23 protein-coding genes are annotated in these 18,971 nt (G+C 62.4%); 14 read left to right on the forward strand and 9 right to left on the reverse strand.

What is annotated here, in order from left to right; translation table 11 throughout:
• Window positions 1–152: 152 nt before the first annotated feature.
• Window positions 153–722, forward strand: a complete 570-nt coding sequence (locus Q0025_RS11330) for an HNH endonuclease (RefSeq protein WP_297299115.1) — start codon at window positions 153–155, stop codon at window positions 720–722.
• A gap of 442 nt (window positions 723–1,164) precedes the next feature.
• On the opposite strand, the gene Q0025_RS11335 is transcribed toward Q0025_RS11330, so the two are convergent.
• On the reverse strand, window positions 1,165–1,626 hold the full coding sequence (locus tag Q0025_RS11335; RefSeq protein WP_297299118.1) for a DUF4126 family protein: 462 nt from the start codon (window positions 1,624–1,626) through the stop codon (window positions 1,165–1,167).
• Window positions 1,627–1,629: 3 nt separating this feature from the next.
• On the reverse strand, window positions 1,630–2,376 hold the full coding sequence (locus Q0025_RS11340) for an alpha/beta hydrolase (RefSeq protein WP_297299120.1): 747 nt from the start codon (window positions 2,374–2,376) through the stop codon (window positions 1,630–1,632).
• 169 nt (window positions 2,377–2,545) lie between these two features.
• Here Q0025_RS11340 and Q0025_RS11345 point away from each other — a divergent pair, with 169 nt between their 5' ends.
• On the forward strand, window positions 2,546–3,451 hold the full coding sequence (locus Q0025_RS11345; protein WP_297299158.1) for an AraC family transcriptional regulator: 906 nt from the start codon (window positions 2,546–2,548) through the stop codon (window positions 3,449–3,451).
• Window positions 3,452–3,540: 89 nt separating this feature from the next.
• Here the strand turns inward: Q0025_RS11345 and Q0025_RS11350 are convergent, their stop codons facing one another.
• The gene (locus Q0025_RS11350; protein ID WP_297299122.1) at window positions 3,541–4,116 is read right to left on the reverse strand and encodes a TetR/AcrR family transcriptional regulator; all 576 of its coding nucleotides are present in this window, start codon (window positions 4,114–4,116) and stop codon (window positions 3,541–3,543) included.
• A gap of 118 nt (window positions 4,117–4,234) precedes the next feature.
• Between Q0025_RS11350 and Q0025_RS11355 the strand changes: the two genes are divergently transcribed.
• The 6 genes from Q0025_RS11355 (at window position 4,235) to Q0025_RS11380 (ending at window position 8,803) form a co-directional block, all read left to right on the forward strand.
• A complete protein-coding gene (locus tag Q0025_RS11355) occupies window positions 4,235–5,068 on the forward strand; it encodes an alpha/beta hydrolase (RefSeq protein ID WP_366939453.1) in 834 nt (277 codons plus the stop codon).
• Window positions 5,069–5,194: 126 nt separating this feature from the next.
• The gene (locus Q0025_RS11360) at window positions 5,195–5,542 is read left to right on the forward strand and encodes a helix-turn-helix domain-containing protein (protein ID WP_297299124.1); all 348 of its coding nucleotides are present in this window, start codon (window positions 5,195–5,197) and stop codon (window positions 5,540–5,542) included.
• A complete protein-coding gene (locus Q0025_RS11365; protein WP_297299126.1) occupies window positions 5,539–6,741 on the forward strand; it encodes a hypothetical protein in 1,203 nt (400 codons plus the stop codon). Before Q0025_RS11360 ends, Q0025_RS11365 begins: the two co-directional genes overlap by 4 nt.
• A 45-nt stretch (window positions 6,742–6,786) precedes the next feature.
• Window positions 6,787–7,809: a cation diffusion facilitator family transporter gene (locus Q0025_RS11370; protein ID WP_297299128.1), complete on the forward strand. Its 1,023-nt coding sequence runs from the start codon at window positions 6,787–6,789 to the stop codon at window positions 7,807–7,809.
• 271 nt (window positions 7,810–8,080) lie between these two features.
• Window positions 8,081–8,386 carry an EthD family reductase gene (locus Q0025_RS11375; protein WP_297299129.1) on the forward strand — a complete coding sequence of 102 codons (306 nt, stop codon included), beginning with the start codon at window positions 8,081–8,083 and terminating at the stop codon, window positions 8,384–8,386.
• 24 nt (window positions 8,387–8,410) lie between these two features.
• The gene (locus Q0025_RS11380; RefSeq protein ID WP_297299131.1) at window positions 8,411–8,803 is read left to right on the forward strand and encodes a hypothetical protein; all 393 of its coding nucleotides are present in this window, start codon (window positions 8,411–8,413) and stop codon (window positions 8,801–8,803) included.
• A 28-nt stretch (window positions 8,804–8,831) separates the two neighbouring features.
• On the opposite strand, the gene Q0025_RS11385 is transcribed toward Q0025_RS11380, so the two are convergent.
• Together Q0025_RS11385 and Q0025_RS11390 are read right to left on the reverse strand one after the other, a co-directional pair.
• The gene (locus Q0025_RS11385) at window positions 8,832–9,338 is read right to left on the reverse strand and encodes a GNAT family N-acetyltransferase (RefSeq protein WP_297299132.1); all 507 of its coding nucleotides are present in this window, start codon (window positions 9,336–9,338) and stop codon (window positions 8,832–8,834) included.
• A 43-nt stretch (window positions 9,339–9,381) separates the two neighbouring features.
• Window positions 9,382–9,855: an NUDIX domain-containing protein gene (locus Q0025_RS11390; protein WP_297299134.1), complete on the reverse strand. Its 474-nt coding sequence runs from the start codon at window positions 9,853–9,855 to the stop codon at window positions 9,382–9,384.
• 93 nt (window positions 9,856–9,948) lie between these two features.
• Between Q0025_RS11390 and mbfA the strand changes: the two genes are divergently transcribed.
• Entirely contained in the window at window positions 9,949–10,920 is a 972-nt protein-coding gene (gene mbfA / locus Q0025_RS11395) for an iron exporter MbfA (RefSeq protein WP_297299136.1), read from the forward strand.
• Between the two features lie 188 nt (window positions 10,921–11,108).
• Window positions 11,109–11,993, forward strand: a complete 885-nt coding sequence (locus Q0025_RS11400) for a metallophosphoesterase (protein WP_297299139.1) — start codon at window positions 11,109–11,111, stop codon at window positions 11,991–11,993.
• Window positions 11,994–12,040: 47 nt separating this feature from the next.
• Here the strand turns inward: Q0025_RS11400 and Q0025_RS11405 are convergent, their stop codons facing one another.
• On the reverse strand, window positions 12,041–12,490 hold the full coding sequence (locus Q0025_RS11405) for a GatB/YqeY domain-containing protein (RefSeq protein WP_297299162.1): 450 nt from the start codon (window positions 12,488–12,490) through the stop codon (window positions 12,041–12,043).
• Window positions 12,491–12,591: 101 nt separating this feature from the next.
• Here Q0025_RS11405 and carA point away from each other — a divergent pair, with 101 nt between their 5' ends.
• Entirely contained in the window at window positions 12,592–13,791 is a 1,200-nt protein-coding gene (carA, locus tag Q0025_RS11410; protein WP_297299141.1) for a glutamine-hydrolyzing carbamoyl-phosphate synthase small subunit, read from the forward strand.
• Window positions 13,792–13,827: 36 nt separating this feature from the next.
• On the opposite strand, the gene Q0025_RS11415 is transcribed toward carA, so the two are convergent.
• From Q0025_RS11415 to Q0025_RS11425, 3 genes are all read right to left on the reverse strand, one after another.
• The gene (locus tag Q0025_RS11415; protein WP_297299143.1) at window positions 13,828–14,196 is read right to left on the reverse strand and encodes a lysozyme inhibitor LprI family protein; all 369 of its coding nucleotides are present in this window, start codon (window positions 14,194–14,196) and stop codon (window positions 13,828–13,830) included.
• A gap of 69 nt (window positions 14,197–14,265) precedes the next feature.
• Window positions 14,266–15,075, reverse strand: a complete 810-nt coding sequence (locus Q0025_RS11420; RefSeq protein ID WP_297299146.1) for a serine protease — start codon at window positions 15,073–15,075, stop codon at window positions 14,266–14,268.
• Window positions 15,076–15,327: 252 nt separating this feature from the next.
• Window positions 15,328–16,194, reverse strand: a complete 867-nt coding sequence (locus tag Q0025_RS11425; RefSeq protein WP_297299148.1) for a trypsin-like serine protease — start codon at window positions 16,192–16,194, stop codon at window positions 15,328–15,330.
• 128 nt (window positions 16,195–16,322) lie between these two features.
• Here Q0025_RS11425 and Q0025_RS11430 point away from each other — a divergent pair, with 128 nt between their 5' ends.
• The 3 genes from Q0025_RS11430 to rpsP all read left to right on the forward strand — a co-directional run bounded on the left by Q0025_RS11430 (window position 16,323) and on the right by rpsP (window position 18,967).
• Window positions 16,323–16,751: a lipocalin-like domain-containing protein gene (locus Q0025_RS11430; RefSeq protein ID WP_297299151.1), complete on the forward strand. Its 429-nt coding sequence runs from the start codon at window positions 16,323–16,325 to the stop codon at window positions 16,749–16,751.
• A 260-nt stretch (window positions 16,752–17,011) separates the two neighbouring features.
• The gene (gene ffh / locus Q0025_RS11435) at window positions 17,012–18,571 is read left to right on the forward strand and encodes a signal recognition particle protein (RefSeq protein WP_297299154.1); all 1,560 of its coding nucleotides are present in this window, start codon (window positions 17,012–17,014) and stop codon (window positions 18,569–18,571) included.
• A gap of 27 nt (window positions 18,572–18,598) precedes the next feature.
• Window positions 18,599–18,967, forward strand: a complete 369-nt coding sequence (gene rpsP, locus Q0025_RS11440; protein ID WP_297299156.1) for a 30S ribosomal protein S16 — start codon at window positions 18,599–18,601, stop codon at window positions 18,965–18,967.
• Window positions 18,968–18,971 lie beyond the last annotated feature (4 nt).

Genomic DNA, 18,971 nt, shown 5'->3' on the forward strand with positions numbered 1-18,971 from the left:
GATTTGCCATTATGCGTGAGGTGATTTAGAGGAGTTCCGGCGGTTTGCGGAAGCCGCGCTGTGCCGCCGAGGGATTTGAGGGGTCGCTTAGGGTCTTAGCCAGTACGCGTTGAAGGGTCAGGTTTGCGCCACTGGCGAATGAGGTGCAAGGTTTGACAGTCCACTGCCAACCCACGGTTTCACCGGAAGGTTGTCCGGCTCTCGTGCTTAACGCCGATTTCCGGCCGTTAAGCTATTATCCTCTGTCCCTCTGGTCCTGGCAGGACGCGATCAAGGCGGTGTTTCTCGACCGCGTCAACATCGTCTCCCATTACGACCGCACCGTCCGCAGCCCGAGCTTTGAAATGCGGCTGCCCTCGGTCGTCTCGCTCAAGACCTATATCAAACCCTCGCGGCATCCGGCATTCACTCGGTTCAACGTCTTTCTGCGCGACCGCTTCTCCTGCCAATATTGCGGCGCGCGCGAGGAATTGACCTTCGACCATGTCGTGCCGCGCTCGAAAGGCGGCACGACGACCTGGGAAAATGTCGTCGCCGCCTGCTCCGGCTGCAATCTGCAGAAAGGCGACCGGCTGACGAGCGAAGCCCATATGTGGCCGGCGCGGCATCCCTATCAGCCGACAGTCGCCGACCTGCATCAGAACGGCCGGCTGTTTCCGCCCAACTATCTGCACGATAGCTGGATGGACTATCTCTATTGGGATTCGGAACTCGAGCCGTAATCCCGGCGAGCCTCACTCCCTTCTTCTAGATCACTTACCGCATCCCTCTGCCCGTCGTGTCCAGAGCATGCTGGCATTTTGCCGATACATCCTTGTAATGCGCTTCAAGACAATTGCGCACCTCCCCACGTCCATGTCTCAAGCCTGCGCAATATTTTGCTATGTCGGCCACGCATGCTCTGCCAACTGGCCCATATTGAGCCGTGGCAACTCCGCCCGCCATGAGCGCCAAAAGAACAATGGTTGTAATTGTAATATGCTTCACGCGCGCTCTCCTTCGGAATTTGGGAATTTGACGCACGAGCGACGACCACGCTCCACCTGCCAAAATCAATATGTGTAAACCCGCCCTCTGGAGTCTTTGATCGAGGTCAATATCGGCCTGGATCCTCGCGAACGGTTGGACATCGAGAGGCGTCCAACTGGACGCGGAAGAATCGGCTTATCTAGCGAGCGCGACCAGCACAGCGATCGCGATGGCGACAAAATCCTCGAGAATCGCTGCCGGACGATCGTGTCCGAACATGCGGGCAAGCCGGCTTCGCGCGGCCGCGCCGCCCAAGGTGCCGATCACCGCGCCGATGGCGCCGGCGACAAGCCCGACGACCCAGTTGCCGCTCGGAATGCCAAGGACCGCGCCGGCGAATGCGCCTGTCACGATTCGGGTTGCGAACTGGGGTGGTATCTTGCGGCTCGGAGTCGACGGCAATTGATCGGCGACCAGTTCTGCGGCCGCGATCACCGAGAAAATGTAAGGCGCCCAACGATAACCGAGAAAAGCGAGCCGCGTGCCCGAGAGGTCGAGATGGCCCGTTGCGGCCATCCAACTCACCGCCGCGAGCGGTATCATGGCGCGAAGGCCCGCGACGATACCGATAAGCAGCGCGAAAAGAATGATGCTCATTGTTCACTCTCCTTTTGCAGCCCGCTCGATCAGGGCGGCGACGTCGGCCGGATGCGACACAGGAGACGCATGGCTCGACGCAAGCGTCACAGCCTTTGCCTTCATGCGTTGGGCAAAGAAGGCTTCGGCCTGAGGCGGAATCATGAGGTCGTTGGCCGAAATCGCATAATAGGTCGGCTTCAGATGCCAGGCGGCAATGGCAGCCGGAGTGCCGAAGGCTGCGCCACTGATCGGCCGCTGCTTGTTGGCCAGTTCTTCCCCCTCCGCGGTGGGCACATCGCCGACGAAGACATGCGGATAAGCCGCGGGGTCGATGGATAGGAAGCCCCTGGCGTCGGGTCGAATCGCCTTCAGACCTTCGGTCGGCGGTCCGTTGCTCGTCAGCGCCTTGAGGGTCTCCCCCTTGTCGGGTGCGAAAGCCGCGACATAGACCAGCGCCTTGACTTTGGGGTCGTCGCCGGCTTCGCCGATCACAACACCACCCCAGGAATGACCAACCAGCACGGTCGCCCCCTGCTGGGCTTCCAGCACCCTGCGAGTCGCCGCGACATCGGCCTCAAGTGACGTCAGTGGAATGTCGACTTCGGTGACCTTGAAGCCCTTCTCGCGCAGCAGATGGGCGACCTTGTCCCAGCTGGATTTGTCGGTAAAGGCGCCGGGGACGAGGACGACGTTGTGGGCGCTCGTGGCCGAGGCGGCGATGGGAGCTCCTAGAGCCTGGAGAGCGCCAAGGATGCCGAGAGCAAACATTCTCATTGGATTGTCCTTTAATCGAGCGACCGGGCCGGAAGATCAGAATATTTCCGGCCAAGCCGAATCCTCGCGAAAAAATTCTAGCCTGCTTCGATGAGCGCCGTGTTACCGTGCGGTTACAAGCGCTTAGCGACGCCTCAATAGGTTCAACCGAGCCCTCTTGGCCATGATCGAATTACCGGAATACTTGACCATTCATCCGGAAATGGAGACCGGCGGCCTCGCCTCGGCCGATCTTTTGTCCCATGTGCTGGCCCAAATCCGTCTCACCGGCGACGGCGTCTATTCCCGCTCGCTCGCAGAGAAGGCCCGTTTGGAGCTGGAAGCCGGGGCCGCGCATATCTGCATCGTGACGGAAGGCACGCTTCGCATCGAGGGCAAGGAGCGCGAACCGGCGGTCATCGACACCGGCGATCTTGTGATGCTGCCGCGCGGTCCGGCCCACCTGCGGTTAACCACCTCTGGCGGTCCCGCGACCTTGGTTCTCTGCCGCTTCCGGTTCGAAACCGACAGCCTCCGCGGTATGGTGTCCGCGTTCCCTGATTGCATCCACATTCGACGGGTCGAGGGTGCGGGTTGGCTCGAAGGCATTGTGCATTTTTTGACGATCGAGGCCGGCGACATGCAGCCGGGCGCGGCCTTGATGATTTCACGGCTGATCGACTTAGTCGTTATCCGCACATTGCGCAGCTGGATCCATCAAGGGCCTGCATCCGGATGGCTCGGAGGACTTTCCGATGCGCGTATCGCGACTGCCCTGAAGGCCATTCATGAGCGGCCTCTAGAGCGATGGAGCATTGAGACCTTGGCGCGCATTGCCGGAATGTCGCGTTCCAGCTTTTGTGAGCGCTTCGCCGGTTTGGTCGGCCGCTCGCCGCTGCGCTACCAGACCGAGTGGCGCCTGGCGCTGGCGCGGGATCTGCTGGCCAAACGCGACGCGCGAGTGGGTCAGATCGGCTTGAGCATCGGTTATGAGTCCGAGGCCGCGTTCAGCCGCGCTTACAAAGCACTCTATGGCCATTCGCCGCGAGCCGAGATCAAACTGCGCAATAAGAACGCTCCTCCCGGCTAGCTTGTCCCACCCGAAAAATCTTCGTGCTGAGCCGCCATGCCCGAGTGAGCGACCTTCCTTAAACCGGCCGCCGCGGGAATTCCGCCGGCTCATCGGCCGATGAGCGACAATGCGGTTTGCAAGGAAGATTCTAGGGCTCGGGCTGCTTCTTTTTCGCCCGACATGGCTCGCGCAATCGCGACGGCACCGACCATGACGGAAACAATGCCCCAGGCACGACGCTCGCGGTCGGATTGCGGCCCGGCAAGGCAGGCTGCAATTTTCCGCACCAGAGCAAGCATTTTGTGCTGATACGCACTACGAACCGGCGAGCTGGCGCGCGCCACGTCGGCGCTGAGCGCGGGCATGACACAGCCCGGACCTGCGTTGTTGCGATGCTGCAAGCTGATGTAGTCGGTCAGCCATTCCCTCAGTCGCTTGCGCCATTCATCCGCATTTCCAGCATTGGCACTGACGAACGGTTCGCCGAGGCAAGAGTCAATGACAGCCTCAAGCAGCGCCTCCTTATTTGCGAAATTCGAGTAGAACGCGCCCGACGTTACGCCCGCCGCCGCGGCCAAGCCATCAACTCCAATTCCGTTAAATCCATTAATTCTTAGCTCTCGCGCTCCAGCTTCCAGAATTGCGTCCTTGGCCTTCGCCTTTTGGTCAGGCGGATATCGCATGCGTCATCTCCAAAAATCCTCGAACCCGCACTTGCAATATAGGATAACGATCGTTATATAACGATCGTTATCCAAACCCGGCGATTACGTTTGCCGCCAGACACTCGAGAGGAGCACAATGATGACGTTCAAGAATGCACCGAACAAAACGATTGATGTGAATGGGGCCGCTTTTGTGTATCGAGAGATCGGGCAAAAGGCTGACGTCCCTCTCATCCTGCTCCATCATCTCACAGCGGTACTCGACGATTGGGATCCCAAGGTTGTCGATGGATTGGCGGCAGAGCATTACGTCATCGCTTTCGATAATCGCGGTGTCGGTGGATCCGGCGGTTCTACCCCCGCCTCCGTCGCCGACATGGCCAGTGACGCCGCAGCCTTCATTCGGGCGCTCGGCTTCAAGAAAGTAGATTTGCTCGGCTTTTCGCTGGGTGGCTTTGTGGCGCAGGCCGTTGCGCATGAGCATCCCGGGCTGGTCCGCAAGATTATCCTCGCTGGCACCGGCCCCGAGGGCGGCGAAGGTATCGCCAACATAGGCGCTGTTTTGCAAGATGGCCTGGGCAAGGCCGGCGCGACAGGCAAGCACCCGAAACACTTCCTGTTCTTTTCGCAGACGAAAAACGGTCAAGCGGCGGCCGATGCCTTTCTCGCTCGCCTGAACGAGCGCCAGGATGGCCGCGACAAGCCGGTGAGCAATGAAACGATCGGGGCTCAGCTCGCCGCCATCCAAGCGTGGGGTACGGACAAAACCTTCAAGCTCGGCGCGATTCAACACCCTGTCTTGGTTGCCAACGGCGACAATGACATTATGGCCCCAACCATCAACTCATTCGAGCTGGCGCGTCACCTGCCCAACGCGGAGCTGAGCATTTTCCCCGACGCGGGTCATGGCGGCATCTTTCAGTATCACGACGTGTTCGTCCGGCAGGCGCTGGACTTCCTTCGTGGATAACGACACCGAGACCAAGGCGGCCCGGTTGCCGGGCGCCTTGACGAACTCTTCGATGGCGAAATCACCTTGACAGGAACTTCGCAATCTTGCTAAGCGCGCGCTTCGCAATTGTGCTAAGTCGCTCGAATGAAACAATCCACACGCCGCTCCCCGCGCAAGGCCGCGTTCAACCACAGCGCGGCTCTTGCGGCCCAGTGCGCGCACCGTCTGCTTGAGCTTCGCACCCATACCGGCGAGACGCAGAAGCAGCTTGCGGCGCGGCTCACGATGACCGAGTCGATGATCTCACGTCTCGAACGCGGCGATCATGTCCCGAGCCTCGCCACCCTTTGCCGCATCGCCGACGCCTTTGGGCGTCGTCTGGAAATCGTCTTTCACGACCACGAACATGTGCATGCCGACGGGACGCGCCACGCGCATCCGCACAGCCACGACGATCCCGATCATCAGCACGGTCATGGAGGCGAAGAATGAGCGTTGCGCCACAATTGCTGTTGATCGGCGCCGTTGCCGCGGTCGGCACCTTCCACACCATGGTTCCAGACCATTGGGTGCCGATCACGCTGATCGCCCGCCAACGCGGCTGGTCGAAAGCGGAAACGGCGCGTGCCGCATTCCAGGCTGGCATCGGCCACACGCTCTCGACCCTGGCGATTGCCGCGGCCGTCTGGCTCGCCGGCGTGGCCGTTGCGACCCGTTTCGGACATATCGTCGATACCGCGGCAAGTCTCGCATTGATCGGCTTTGGCGCCTGGATCGCGATCTCGGCCTGGCGCGAGTTGTCGGGCGGCGCCGGACATAGCCACGGTCACGGGCATAGCCACAGCCACCACCACGACCTTACGCATCGCGATGACGGTGCAATCCATGGTCCTGAGCTGCAACGGGTCGCGACGGGCCACGGCGATCTGCTACTCTCGATTTATGAATCGGGCGTTCCGCCGCGCTTTCGCCTGACCGGCGCCGATGCCGATTGCGTCAAGGTGGAGACGCTTCGCCCGGACGGCGCGCGTCAAGTCTTCCCATTCGCCAATCGCGGGACCTATTGGGAATCGATCGACCAGATCCCCGAACCGCATGGCTTCGACGTCACGATCACGGTTGAGAACGGCGGCCATGCACACACCCACCGCGCCGTCTTTGCCGAGCATGATCACGACCACGGACATGATCACGGACACGGCGATCAAGAACCCGAACGCGCGCCGATCGATGATCCGCTCTATGCGCCGCTGCACGGTGATGTTGCCACGCTCACGCGGCACATTCATGTCCATCGCCACGACGGAGGCGCCGTTCATACCCATTGGCACGATCATACGCCCGATACGTCACATCCCATCAGCGACAGGACGGCAGCTGAGCCGCCCCCGCACGTGCATCGGCACAAGACGACGGCCCGCACCGCATTGTTGTTGATCCTTGGCTCGTCCCCCATGGTGGAAGGCATACCGGCCTTCTTCGCCGCGAGCCGGTTCGGCGTTGGCCTCATCATCGTCATGTCTGTCGTCTTCGCGATCAGCACGATTGCAACCTATGTGCTGCTGTGCGTCTATTCGACCGTCGGGCTTCAGCGGGTTCGGCTCGGCGCTTTCGAGCAATATGGCGAAGTTCTCAGCGGCGCTTTTATCGCGCTTGTCGGTGTTGCGTTCTGGATTTGGCCGGTGCTTTGATCATCCAAGGTCAAACGCGATCGAAAGTTTCAACGAGGTGCGGACATGACCGGGCAAAATCCCACTCACGATCACCATGACGTTCATGATGACGACCATGAGCATCATGATCACGACCATGAAACGCACGATGACCACGGCCATGCGGATGGGCATCATCACCACGGCATCGGCGGCCACAGCCACGCCCCGGTAAGCTTTGGTCGCGCTTTCGCCATCGGCATGGCGCTCAACACGATCTATATCCTGGCCGAGGTTTTCTATGGCGTCGCCGCGCATTCGCTGGCGCTGCTTGCCGATGCGGGGCATAATCTCGGCGATGTCGTCGGCCTCGGCGGCGCGTGGCTGGCAGCAAGCCTCATCAGGCGCCACCCGACCTCGCGCTACACTTACGGCTGGGGCGCGGCGTCGATCCTCGCCGCCCTCGGCAATGCTGTTTTGCTTCTGGTCGTGACGGGCGGAATCGGCTGGGAAGCGATCCGCCGCCTCATCGCGCCCGAACCTGCGGCTGGGACGACGATCATGGCGGTCTCTGCCGTCGGGATTGTTGTCAACGGCGCCACGGCGCTGTTGTTCGCCGCCGGCCGCAAGGGCGATCTCAACATCAAGGGCGCCTTCATGCATATGGCCGCCGATGCGGTGCTTGCCTTCGGCGTGGTCGTTGCGGGCGGACTCATTCTGCTCACCGGCTGGCAATGGATCGACCCGGCCGTCAGTCTCGTCGTCAGCATGGCGATCGTGGCCGGCACTTGGTCGCTGCTTCGCGACTCGGTGAACTTGTCGCTCAATGCCGTTCCGCCGGGCATCGAGCAGGCGGCGGTTCAATCCTTCCTCGACGGACTCCCCGGCGTGACGGAGGTTCACGATTTGCACATCTGGGGGCTCGCCACGACCGAGACGGCGCTGACGGCGCATCTCGTGCTTGTCGACGGCGCCGATCACGAAAGTCTTTTGCGCTGGCTTCCGGGCGCCCTGAACGAGCGCTTTAAGATCGGCCATTGCACGGTGCAGCTCGAATCGTTCGAGACGGCACGCATCTGCGCCCTCAGGCCCGCGCATGTCGTCTGAAGCGCGTTCAATTGAAATTGACGCCTGCGAAATTGACGCCAAGCGCATTTCAATGCCTTACTGCGACGAGAAAACCGCCCTATGATGTGGACTTCGTCTTTTCTCGCCCTATCTAGGCACGGATTGCACGGTCGGCATTCTCAGGCGCAAGAGCGGGATGCGAAAAAGTGTCAGCGGTTTTTCGCATCCCGCTCTAACTATGAGAATCGATCACGTTTGTGATTTCGGTCGATCCGAGCCGAAATCATCGTGATCTAAGGAGATCATTCGCGTGAGCAAACTCGTCGTTCTCTACAAGAAGCCGGCCGACCCTGCGCATTTCGACAAACATTTCCGCGCAGTTCACATGCCTCTGGTGCAGAAAATGCCGGGTCTGCGCAGCTTCTCCTTCGGGCCGGCCACCGCCCTCGATGGGGCCGAGGGCACCTATTTCTGGATGTTCATTGGCACGTTCGACAGCCTGAAAGCGATCAACGACGCACTGGCTTCACACGAAGGCCGGGAAGTCGTCGCCGACATTCCGAATTATTATTCCGATACGCCGACGATCCTTCATCTCGATTCGACGGACGGCTGAGCCCAACCGCGCCGAGGGCGCTCCATGGTACCACGTCTGCTGATGCTGGCCGCTCTTCTATCCAGCGCGGACGCCGCCGCGGCGGGACCGCGCAACCTCGATGCGCATCAGCGCGACACGATCCGGCACTATGTCTTGCGCGAGGCGAAAGCCTCGATCCTCTCGCCGCGCGATGGCGAGCCGAAGCAATTCGCGCGGATTTTGGCCGAGGCCTTGCGCGCCGCGGGCACCTGGGTCGCGATCGACCAAAACAATTCCGTTGCGCCGGGAGAGACCGGCCTGACGGTGATCTACGATCACGACGTCCCTGCCGATTCTTCGATTTTTCTGGCGCTTCAGCGTGCCGGCCTCAACCCCAAGGACGTCAATGTGCCCGGGGCGCCGGTTGCGACCGTGATCGTCGCGCCCCAGCCTTAAAGCTCTAGGATATCCGTCGAAGGCGTCGTCACGCGAGCCGCGCCTTGCTGACACGGCCGCTGAGGCCGTCGAGGCCATCCTCAGCGAGCGGACAATAGAGCAGCCGCGCCGGATCGACGGGGCCGGGAAAGATCAGCCGCCCCTCCGGCACGGGACGAAAGCCCATGCGCTGATAATAAGCGAGGTCGCCGACCAGGATGACCAGCCTGTGGCCAGCGGCGCGCGCCGCCTCCAACGAGCGATTGACGAGCGCCTCGCCGATGCCGGACGAGCGGAAGGCCGGCTCGACGCTCAGCGGGCCGAGCAGCAGGACCGGCGTCTCGCCGCAGCGGATATGGGTCATGCGGTTGGCGCCGACGAGATAGGTGCCGACGCGGGCGATGTAGGAGAGGCGCAGATCCGCCGGCACGCCTTCGCGCAGCCGGTAGGCCGAGCGGGCAAAGCGGCCGGGGCCGAAGACGCGCTCGTCGAGCTTGTCGATCGCGGCCTGGTCGGCCGCCGTTTGCGGCGCGAGGACGAGCGAAAGGTCAGCCATGGCGGGGTGCGTCTAACATTATGCGCCGAGCGCAGCAATTCCCTCACCACGAATCGGTTGCCGGCGCACCGCTGAAAATCTCAGCGATCCGCGCCCGCGTCGCCGGGCTTGTGCCGTCGGGCAATGCATCGGCGGAAAAGAATTGCATTTCGGCGATCTCGAAGTCCGGTCCACGCGGCCCATCGCTGCGGAAAGAGCGCACGATATAAAGCGCGACATGATCGCGGCTGCCGCGCTTGAAGTAGAAGCCATGCAGGCTCGGCGGCTCAAGACAAGCGAGACCGGTTTCTTCGTCGAGCTCCCGTATCACCGCCTCTTGCGCCGATTCGCCGGGGTCGACCCCGCCGCCCGGCAAATACCAGCCGGCGATATAGGTGTGCCGCACCAGGAGGATTTGCGGCGAAGCGCCAGGGCCTTGCGCGATCACGAGACAGCGCACCCCAAGCCGCGGCGGGCGAACAAGGCTGAATGCCCAGCGCTTCGCCCGCTCGCCGATATGACGGAAATAATAAGCCATTCGAACCTTTTAAGCCCGGTTGCGCCGTTGCTGAAGCCTACCTAAATTAGAATGACTCTAAAAATGGCGCCATAATCTCCGAAGGGGAAGCTCATGAAGCAGTTCTCGCAACTGAGCGAACGGGAAATTCTTGCCTTGGCCATCGATGCCGAGGACGACGATCAACGCGTCTATTCGACTTTTGCCGAAGATCTGCGTGAGCGTTATCCCGGCACGGCCAAGGTCTTTGCCGAAATGGCGGGCGTCGAAAACTCGCATCACGATGCGTTGCTGAAGACCTATCACGACAAATTCGGGCCGAATCTTCTCCCGATCCGACGCGCGGATGTCCGCGGATTCATGAAGCGCCGGCCGGTTTGGCTGATCCGCAATCTGCCGCTTTCGCAGATCCGCACCGAAGTCCAGTTTCGCGAAACCGAGGCCTATAATTTCTACGTCAAGGCTGCGGCGCAGGCAAAGGACCCCGACATCAAAAAATTGCTCAGCGACCTCGCCGAGGTCGAAAAGGGCCATGAGGCGATCGCCGCCGACATCGAGACCGAATATCTCAATCCCGCCGAGCGCGAGAAGGAAGAAGCCCAGCAGCGGCGCAATTTCGTCCTGCAATATGTCCAGCCGGGCCTTGCCGGCCTCATGGACGGATCGGTCTCGACGCTGGCGCCGCTCTTCGCCGCGGCTTTTGCCACGCATAACAATTGGTCGACATTCCTCGTCGGCCTTGCCGCCTCGATCGGCGCCGGCATCAGCATGGCATTTGCCGAAGCGCTCTCCGACGACGGCACGATCAGCGGCCGCGGCTCGCCCTGGCTGCGCGGACCGATCACCGGCGTCATGACGGCGCTCGGCGGCCTCGGCCACACGCTGCCCTATCTCGTGCCCAATTCCCTGCCGCATGCTTTTGCGATCGCCACGGCAATTTCCGGCTTCGTCGTGTTTGTCGAACTTTGGGTGATCGCCTGGGTGCGCGCGCATTATATGGACACGCCCTTGCTGCAAGCGATCTTCCAGATCGTGCTCGGCGGTGTCATTGTCCTCGCGGCGGGCATTTTGATCGGCAACGCCTAGAGCGGGATGCGAAAAAGTGTCAGCCGTTTTCCGCAAAAAATCCCGCTCTAAACTATGAGAATCGATCACGTTTATGATTTCGGGTCGATTCGATCCGAAAGCATCGTGATCTCGGGCGAGATGCCAAGACATGCAGATTGGTTTGCCGTGCAAAGCCCGCGCTCGATCCTGAGCACCTGGAGTCCCGTTTGAGCCTGCTGCTTGCCCATCTCTCTGATGCGCATATCGGTCCCTTGCCGCGGCCGCAGAAACGCGAGCTTCTCGGCAAGCGGCTGACCGGCTATCTCAATTGGACGCGCGGCCGCCACCTGGTGCATGACATGGAGGCATTGCGCCGGCTCGTCGCCGATCTGAAAGCCCAGCGTCCCGGTCACGTCGCGATGACCGGCGACATTCTCAACATCGGCCTCAAGGCGGAATTTCCGCCGGCGCGGTCTTGGCTCGAAACGCTCGGCAGTCCGGACGACGTGAGCTTCGTGCCGGGCAATCACGACGCTTATGTGCGCTCGGCGCTGCCCTATCTCGCCTCGACCTTCGCGCCTTGGACGACGAGCGATTCCGGCATTGCGGGATTTCCCTATCTGCGGGTGCGCGAGGCCGTAGCGCTGATCGGCCTGAGTTCGGCCATACCGACCGCGCCGCTGTTCGCCTCGGGGCGAGCGGGCGCGGCGCAATTGGCCGCAGCGGCCGACCTGCTGCGTGAGGCTGGCCGCGACGGGCTGATCCGCGTCGTTCTGATCCATCATCCGCCCGACCCCGGCGGCGCGAAATTCGGCCGCGGTCTCTCGGATGCCGCGGCTTTCGCGGCGCTGATCCGCCGCCTTGGCGCCGAGCTTGTCCTGCACGGCCACAACCACAAGCTCTCGGTCCGGCATTTGCCCGGCCCCGCCCGGCAGGTGCCGGTCATCGGCGTGGCCTCGGCCTCCGCCGTCCACGGGCTCGCCGAGAACCGCGCCAGCTACAATCTGTTTAAAATCGAGGGCAGCCCCAAAAGCCCACAGATTCGCGGCCAGGTGCGGGGCCTCCTGCCCGGCGGCCGCGAGGTCGGCGAGTTGCGGCCGATCGCGCTCTAAACCGCCAGTGCCCGAACCGTCATTGCGAGCCCGCCGAATAAGCCGGCCTATCCGCCCAACTTTGCCTTGACTGTAGCGCTGGCCTTGGCGATGTCCATCCGGCCGGCATATTTTGCCCTGAGCACGCCGACGACCTTGCCCATGTCCTTGATCGAACCGGCGCCCGTCTCGGCGATGGCCTCAGCGATGGCCGCCTCGGTCTCCGCCTCACTCAACGGCTGCGGCAGGAAGGACTGGATGACGGCAATCTCCTCGCGCTCCTGGGTCGCAAGGTCCTCGCGGCCGGCCTTGTCGTAGATTTCGACCGATTCCTGCCGGCTTTTGACGAGTTTCTGCAGCAGCGCCAGAATGTCGTCGTCCGAGACGGTCTTGCCCTGCCCGCGCGCCTCGATATCGCGGTCCTTCAGCGCGGCATTGATGAGCCGGATGGTCTCGACGCGGCGCTTGGCGCCGGTCTTCATCGCCGTCTTCAATTCGCTCGTCAATTCCTCGCGTATCGCCACGTTCGACCCTATCTAAGCTATGGTGGATTGACCGGCGCCGCGCGGCAGGCCAGTTAAGCGCCGCGGAACCATGCCGCAGAGGGTGTAAAGCAGGGATGACCGAGCAGCAAGACAAACAAGGCTGGACGAAACCGCTGAAAACGGCGCGACTGGTGCTCGCCGACGGAACGGTGCTCGAGGGCTTCGGCCTCGGCGCAGCAGGCGAGGCGGTCGGCGAAGTCTGCTTCAATACGGCGATGACCGGCTATGAGGAAATCCTCACCGACCCCTCCTATGCCGGGCAGATCGTCACCTTCACCTTTCCGCATATCGGCAATGTCGGCACGAACGAGGAAGACATCGAGACGAGCAACCTCGCCGGCGCCGCGGCCGCCTGCGGCATCATCGTCCATGCGCCGATCACCGATCCGTCAAACTATCGCGCCACCCGCCACCTCGACCAGTGGCTGAAGGCGCGCGGCGTCGTCGGCCTCTACGGCGTCGATACCCGCGCGCTCACCGCCTATATCCGCGACAAGGGCATGCCGAATGCGGTCATCGCCCATGCGCCAGACGGCCATTTCGATATCGCCGCGCTAAAGGCCAAGGCCGCCGCCTGGCCGGGCCTCGTCGGTATGGACCTTGTCCCCGCCGTCACGCGCACGCAGCGCGCCGATTGGGACGAAACAAGCTGGCAGCCGGAGACCGGCTACGGCCGGCTTGGCACGCCGAAATTCCATGTCGTCGCCATCGACTATGGCATCAAGCGCAACATTCTGCGGCTGCTCGCCGATCTCGGCTGCGCCGTCACCATCGTGCCGGCGACGACGAGCGCGGCGGAGATCATCGCGCTGAAACCCGACGGCATCTTTCTCTCGAATGGCCCCGGCGACCCGGCGGCGACGGGCGAATATGCCGTGCCGGTCATCCGCGACCTGATCGATCGCAAGATTCCGACCTTCTGCATCTGCCTCGGCCATCAGATGCTGGCGCTCGCCATCGGCGCCAAGACGATGAAGATGCATCAGGGCCATCACGGCGCCAATCATCCGGTGAAGGATTTCACAACCAACAAGGTCGAGATCGTCTCCATGAACCACGGCTTCGCCGTCGATCGCGAGACTTTGCCGGACTTCGCCGAAGAGACGCATGTCTCGCTTTTCGACGGCTCGAATTGCGGCATTGCCTTGAAGGACCGGCCGGCCTTCTCGGTGCAATATCACCCCGAGGCTTCGCCCGGCCCGCAGGACAGCCATTATCTCTTCCAGCGCTTCGTCGACATGATGGAAAAGGCGAAGGAAAAGACGCCGGCCTGACCGGCGCCAGGCTCATACCCAGCGCTGGCGATAAGCCTAGAACGGACCGCGTTTGGCCAAGGCATCGAAGGCCTTGGCGAGATCGCCGATGCGCGTCTGATAGGCGTGGGCCAGACACTGCGCATCGCTTTTGCACGCATCACGCACCGCAATCCACTTGCGCTGCGCATCCATGATGTCGCCGCGCTGTCCCATTGCGACGAGCGAGGTGATGAGACCATAGAGCGTCGCGAGCCGCGCCTCGTCCTGGCCAAGCCCGTAATTGCCGCAGATCGTCGTCTCGGCGGGGTTCGACGCCTTGCTACAGTTGATCGGCGCATAGGCGGCCGTCTGGCCGAAGCACGGTGCGGGCGCGACGGCCGAGCCGAAAAGTAGAATGAGCATGATGAACCAGCGACGCATCATGATTGAATCCATTGGCTGAAGAGCGGGTAGGACGGAAATGCTCGGGCGCGAGTGAGCCTTACGCGCCGCTCACTTGCAGCCGTTCTCGACCGAACGCAACAGCGGATTGAACTCCGCCGCGGTGAGATAGGCCGCGAATGTGCCGCCGGGATAGCGCGGATGGCCAGTCCGCGTCACCGGGCCGAAGGACGTCACCGCAAGGAGAACGTTGTGACCCTGGCCTTCGCCGGCGTCGGGATGCGCCACCCAGGCGCCGCCGCTCATGCCTTGCGTCGCATCGGTGACGGGACCCCATTGGACGATGAGGTTGGGGCTCGCCGCGGCGCCGAACGGCAGCGCGTCGGCCGGGAAAATAATGCCCGGCGCCTTTTGAATGACGGTGCCTTCGAGAATGTCGCCGGGGTAGCCGATGCGCGCGGCATGCGTATATTGGCCCTTCCAGTCGAGCGCGTAAGGCATTGCGCCGTTCGGACTTTTGCGGTCGACGAGCAGCATGGCGAAATCATGCTGTGTCGCATTGTAAAAGGCCGCGTCCTGATCGCTGGCGTCCAGGCTGGCGTAATTTTGCGGCATGCTCCACAGCGGATTGGCTTCGCCGCAGACGATCCTGAACGGCATTCCCGCCTGATTTTGATATTGCAGCCAGAACACGCCTTTCGTCACATCGGGCCAGGGTCCGAGCGGATTACTGGGCAGGTCGCGCAGGCAATGGCCGGCGGTCAAGACCACGCGCGGGGCGATGAATTGGCCCGTGCAGAGGCTGCCGGCGTTGGGATTCTTCGGCGTCGGATTGGGAATGATGAGCAGGCCGGCCCATTTGTACGGCGCGACGCTGGGATTGCCGCTTGTTGCTTCCGGCGGGTCGGCATCGCCGGGCATGAGAAATTGCGCCTTCGCATGTGCGCCGATTATGACAAAAATAAATAACGCCAACGGCAATGACAGACGCATGAGCCACCTGCGCGATCGCTCGAAATGCACGGATGATAACAAAGTGCGAGGCGACCGCAAGAATGCGCGTAGATCACGATGATTTCGGATCGAAGCGATCTGAAATCATGAACGTGATCGATTCTCATAGTTTAGAGCGGGATTTTGCGAAAAACCGCTGACACTTTTTCGCATCCCGCTCTAGCGGCATCCGTTGCGTACGGAGATGAGCAGCGGATCGAATTCCACGGCTTTGAGATAGGCGGCAAACGAGGCGCCCGGATAGATGACTTTGCCCTTTTTGCCGACGGCGACGAAAGACGAGACCGCGATCAGGACATTGTTGCCCTTGGCTTCGCGCGGATCGGGATGCACGACCCAGGCGCCGCCGCTCATGCCTTCCGTCGCATCGACCACCGGGCCCCATTGCCCGATGATATTGGGCGAGCCGGCCATCGGAATCGCATCGGACGAAAACACGATGCCGGGCGCCTTCTGGATCACCGTCGCATCGAGAATGTCGGCGGGATAACCGATCCGCACGGCGCGGGTATATTTGCCCTTCCAGTCGGTCTCATGAGGCATGAAACCGGTCGGGCTCGTGCCGTCGACGAGCAGCATCGCGTAATCGTGCTCGAAGGCTTTGTTCAGCGCGGCATTCTGATCGGCGGCGCTGAGCTGCGCATAATTTTGCGGCAGGGCCCAAAGCGGATTGGTCTCGGCGCAGAGAATTCTGAACGGAATGCCCGAGCGGTTTTGATATTGCAGCCAGAATGTGCCGGCGCTCGTGAGATCCGGCCAGGGGCCGGCGGGATTTTCGGCAATATTGCGCACGCAATGCCCCGCCGTCAGCACGACATTGGGCGCGATGAACTGGCCGGTGCAGGTGCCGACCTCATTGTGCGAAAGACTAACGACGAGCATGCCGGCCCATTTGAATGGTGCAAGTCCCGGATTGCCGATCGCAACCTCGTCCTCCTTGGGATCGGGCGGCGGCAGAATTTGCGCCGTCGCTGCAATGCTCGTGAACAAGAGACCGATCAAGAAAACGAGAAAAGAAATCCGCATGGCCCACCCGGCGCGCTCAATGCGCCGACGATAGCAAAGCGAAGCCCGCACTAAAATAGTCGCACGCGATCTGGCGTGCGCCGGCGCCGCGCGGCTATAGTCGGGCATTGCCGTCGCGGAGTGATCCCATGACGAAATCTCATTGGTATGCGCGCGCACTGTTGCTTTGTCTTTTGGCCGCCGGGCCCGCATTGGCGCAGCCGCCGGCGGGGCTGCGAACCAAACTCGCCGGCCATTGGCGGCTTCAATCGATCGATGTCAGCGGCAATGCGCCTTATGGCGCCAAGCCGCAGGGCTCGATGTTCCTCGACAGCGCGGGCCGCTATTCCGTCATCGTGATCAGCGACGGCGGGGCACGCAGCCTTGCCTATTTCGGCACCTACAAAACCGACGATGCAGCCGGCACGGTCACCTTCCATATCGACGATGCGACGCAAGCGGCCGCCGTCGGCCGCGACGAGAAACGTCTCGTCAGCTTCAAGGGCGACGAACTCATGCAGCAAAGCCTGCCGGCGCCGGGCCGGCCGGTTCTCAAGGTGACGTGGAAGCGGTCCTAGGAATGGAGCTTGGCGGCGAAAGCGCGATTCCTTGACTCCTCGTGGCCCCGCGCCTAAAAGCCCCTGTTCTCGCAAGAGATGAAAACCCATTCCGCCGACTGGCCCCGGAGGCCAGCGGTCCCCGTCCGGCAGCGCGTCGCGCCCCCGGGCGCGATGGGTGTTGGACGCATAAGGGTTTCGAACGCCTCCCGGTTCTGAACGCAGAAAAGCCGAAGAGGCAGGTTTTGCTTGGGTTTACCTCAAGCTGAAGGATCAAGCGCATGTTCGAAGGGCTTTCCGAAAAGCTCTCTAACATATTGGACGGCCTGACGCGCCGCGGCACGCTCTCGGAAGAGGACGTGAACCTCGCCCTGCGCGAGGTGCGCCGCGCCCTGCTCGAAGCCGATGTCGCGCTCGATGTCGTGCGTTCCTTCACCGATAAGCTGCGCACCCGCGCCGTCGGCGCCAATGTCGTCAAATCGGTGACGCCGGGCCAGATGGTGATCAAGATCGTCAATGACGTCTTGATCGAGACACTCGGCTCCGACGCGCAGCCGATCGACCTCGATGCGCCGCCGCCCGTCGCGATCATGATGGTCGGCCTGCAGGGCGCCGGCAAGACCACGACCACCGCCAAGATCGCCAAGCGGCTCACCGAGCGGATGAAGCGGCGCGTGCTGATGGCTTCGCTCGACGTCAAGCGTCCGGCAGCGCAGGAGCAGCTCGCCGTGCTCGGCAAGCAGGTCGATGTCGATACGCTGCCGATCATCGCCGGACAGACGCCGGTGCAGATCGCCAAGCGCGCCGAGGAAGCGGCGCGGCTGCAAGGCTATGATGTCGTCCTGCTCGATACCGCCGGCCGCACCCATATCGACGAGGCTTTGATGGCCGAGATGGTCGAGATCAAGCGGGCGGCCAACCCGCACGAGATCCTGCTCGTCGCCGACAGCCTCACCGGCCAGGACGCGGTGAACCTCGCCAAGAATTTCGACGATCGCGTCGGCATTACCGGCATCGTGCTGACCCGCGTCGATGGCGACGGCCGCGGCGGCGCGGCGCTCTCGATGCGCGCCGTCACCGGCAAGCCGATCAAGCTGCTCGGCGTCGGCGAAAAGATGGATGCGCTCGAGGATTTCCACCCCGACCGCATCGCCAACCGCATCCTCGGCATGGGCGACATCGTCTCGCTGGTCGAAAAGGCCGCGCAGTCTATCGATGCGCAGAAGGCGCAGAAGATCGCCGAGCGGATGCGCAAGGGCAAATTCGATCTCGAAGACCTCGCCGATCAATTGGCGCAAGTCGAGAAGATCGGCGGCCTCGGCGGCATCATGGGCATGCTGCCCGGCGTCGCCAAGATGAAGGACCAGATCGCCTCGGCCAATCTCGACGAGCGGATCATCAAGCGCCAGCGCGCCATCATCCTGTCGATGACGCCCTATGAGCGACGCAACCCCGACATTCTGAAGGCCTCGCGCAAGAAGCGCATTGCCGCGGGGTCCGGCACTAAGGTCGAAGACGTCAACCGGCTCTTAAAACAGCATCGCGGCATTGCCGACATGATGAAACAGCTGGGCTCCGCCAAGCGCGGACCGCTGTCGCAGATGGCCTCCGCCATGGGCTTCGGCGGCGGCGGCATGCCGGTGCCGACGCCGGAACAAGTCGCCGAATTGCAGAAGCAGGCGGCGCAAGGCGGCCTGCCGAAAATGCCGGAGCTGCCGTCGGGTCTCCTGAACAATCCGCCGAAAGGCATGCCCGGCCTGCCGGGCCTGGGCGGCCCGAAATTGCCGGGCGGCCTGCCCGGCCTTGGCGGCGGGTTCAATCCATTCGGAAAGAAGAAATAACCGGATCATTCGTTAGAAAGGAAAACAATGTCTCTGAAAATTCGTCTCGCCCGCGGCGGTGCCAAGAAGCGCCCCTTCTATCGCGTCGTCGTCGCCGATTCGCGCATGCCGCGCGACGGCCGCTTCATCGAGAAGCTCGGCACCTTCGATCCGCTGAAGGCCAAGGACGCCGCCGACCGGCTCGTGCTCGATGCCGAGAAGGCCAAGAGCTGGATCGCCAAGGGCGCGCAGCCGACGGACCGCGTCGCCCGCCTGCTCGACGGGCTCGGCGTGCTGACCCGCGAAGCGCACAACAATCCGGAGAAGGCGCAGCCGAAGAAGAAGGCGCAGGAGCGCGCCGCCGCGGCCGCGGCCAAAGCCGGCGCGGCGAGCGAAGAAGCAGCCCCCGCGGCCTGACGAT

It is taken from the genome of uncultured Methylovirgula sp. (assembly GCF_947646745.1).
In the GTDB taxonomy this organism is placed as follows: Bacteria; Pseudomonadota; Alphaproteobacteria; order Rhizobiales; family Beijerinckiaceae; genus Methylovirgula.

What these genes read in the sequence shown, in the direction of transcription:
- rpsP (WP_297299156.1), top strand. Translation starts at nt 18,599, where the DNA reads ATGTCTCTGAAAATTCGTCTCGCCCGCGGCGGTGCCAAGAAGCGCCCC.
- Q0025_RS11340 (WP_297299120.1), bottom strand. Translation starts at nt 2,376, where the DNA reads ATGTTTGCTCTCGGCATCCTTGGCGCTCTCCAGGCTCTAGGAGCTCCC.
- Q0025_RS11430 (WP_297299151.1), top strand. Translation starts at nt 16,323, where the DNA reads ATGACGAAATCTCATTGGTATGCGCGCGCACTGTTGCTTTGTCTTTTG.
- Q0025_RS11370 (WP_297299128.1), top strand. Translation starts at nt 6,787, where the DNA reads ATGACCGGGCAAAATCCCACTCACGATCACCATGACGTTCATGATGAC.
- carA (WP_297299141.1), top strand. Translation starts at nt 12,592, where the DNA reads ATGACCGAGCAGCAAGACAAACAAGGCTGGACGAAACCGCTGAAAACG.
- Q0025_RS11425 (WP_297299148.1), bottom strand. Translation starts at nt 16,194, where the DNA reads ATGCGGATTTCTTTTCTCGTTTTCTTGATCGGTCTCTTGTTCACGAGC.
- Q0025_RS11380 (WP_297299131.1), top strand. Translation starts at nt 8,411, where the DNA reads ATGGTACCACGTCTGCTGATGCTGGCCGCTCTTCTATCCAGCGCGGAC.
- Q0025_RS11415 (WP_297299143.1), bottom strand. Translation starts at nt 14,196, where the DNA reads ATGATGCGTCGCTGGTTCATCATGCTCATTCTACTTTTCGGCTCGGCC.
- Q0025_RS11365 (WP_297299126.1), top strand. Translation starts at nt 5,539, where the DNA reads ATGAGCGTTGCGCCACAATTGCTGTTGATCGGCGCCGTTGCCGCGGTC.
- Q0025_RS11390 (WP_297299134.1), bottom strand. Translation starts at nt 9,855, where the DNA reads ATGGCTTATTATTTCCGTCATATCGGCGAGCGGGCGAAGCGCTGGGCA.
- Q0025_RS11350 (WP_297299122.1), bottom strand. Translation starts at nt 4,116, where the DNA reads ATGCGATATCCGCCTGACCAAAAGGCGAAGGCCAAGGACGCAATTCTG.
- Q0025_RS11345 (WP_297299158.1), top strand. Translation starts at nt 2,546, where the DNA reads ATGATCGAATTACCGGAATACTTGACCATTCATCCGGAAATGGAGACC.
- ffh (WP_297299154.1), top strand. Translation starts at nt 17,012, where the DNA reads ATGTTCGAAGGGCTTTCCGAAAAGCTCTCTAACATATTGGACGGCCTG.
- Q0025_RS11360 (WP_297299124.1), top strand. Translation starts at nt 5,195, where the DNA reads ATGAAACAATCCACACGCCGCTCCCCGCGCAAGGCCGCGTTCAACCAC.
- Q0025_RS11355 (WP_366939453.1), top strand. Translation starts at nt 4,235, where the DNA reads ATGATGACGTTCAAGAATGCACCGAACAAAACGATTGATGTGAATGGG.
- mbfA (WP_297299136.1), top strand. Translation starts at nt 9,949, where the DNA reads ATGAAGCAGTTCTCGCAACTGAGCGAACGGGAAATTCTTGCCTTGGCC.
- Q0025_RS11335 (WP_297299118.1), bottom strand. Translation starts at nt 1,626, where the DNA reads ATGAGCATCATTCTTTTCGCGCTGCTTATCGGTATCGTCGCGGGCCTT.
- Q0025_RS11385 (WP_297299132.1), bottom strand. Translation starts at nt 9,338, where the DNA reads ATGGCTGACCTTTCGCTCGTCCTCGCGCCGCAAACGGCGGCCGACCAG.
- Q0025_RS11420 (WP_297299146.1), bottom strand. Translation starts at nt 15,075, where the DNA reads ATGCCCGGCGATGCCGACCCGCCGGAAGCAACAAGCGGCAATCCCAGC.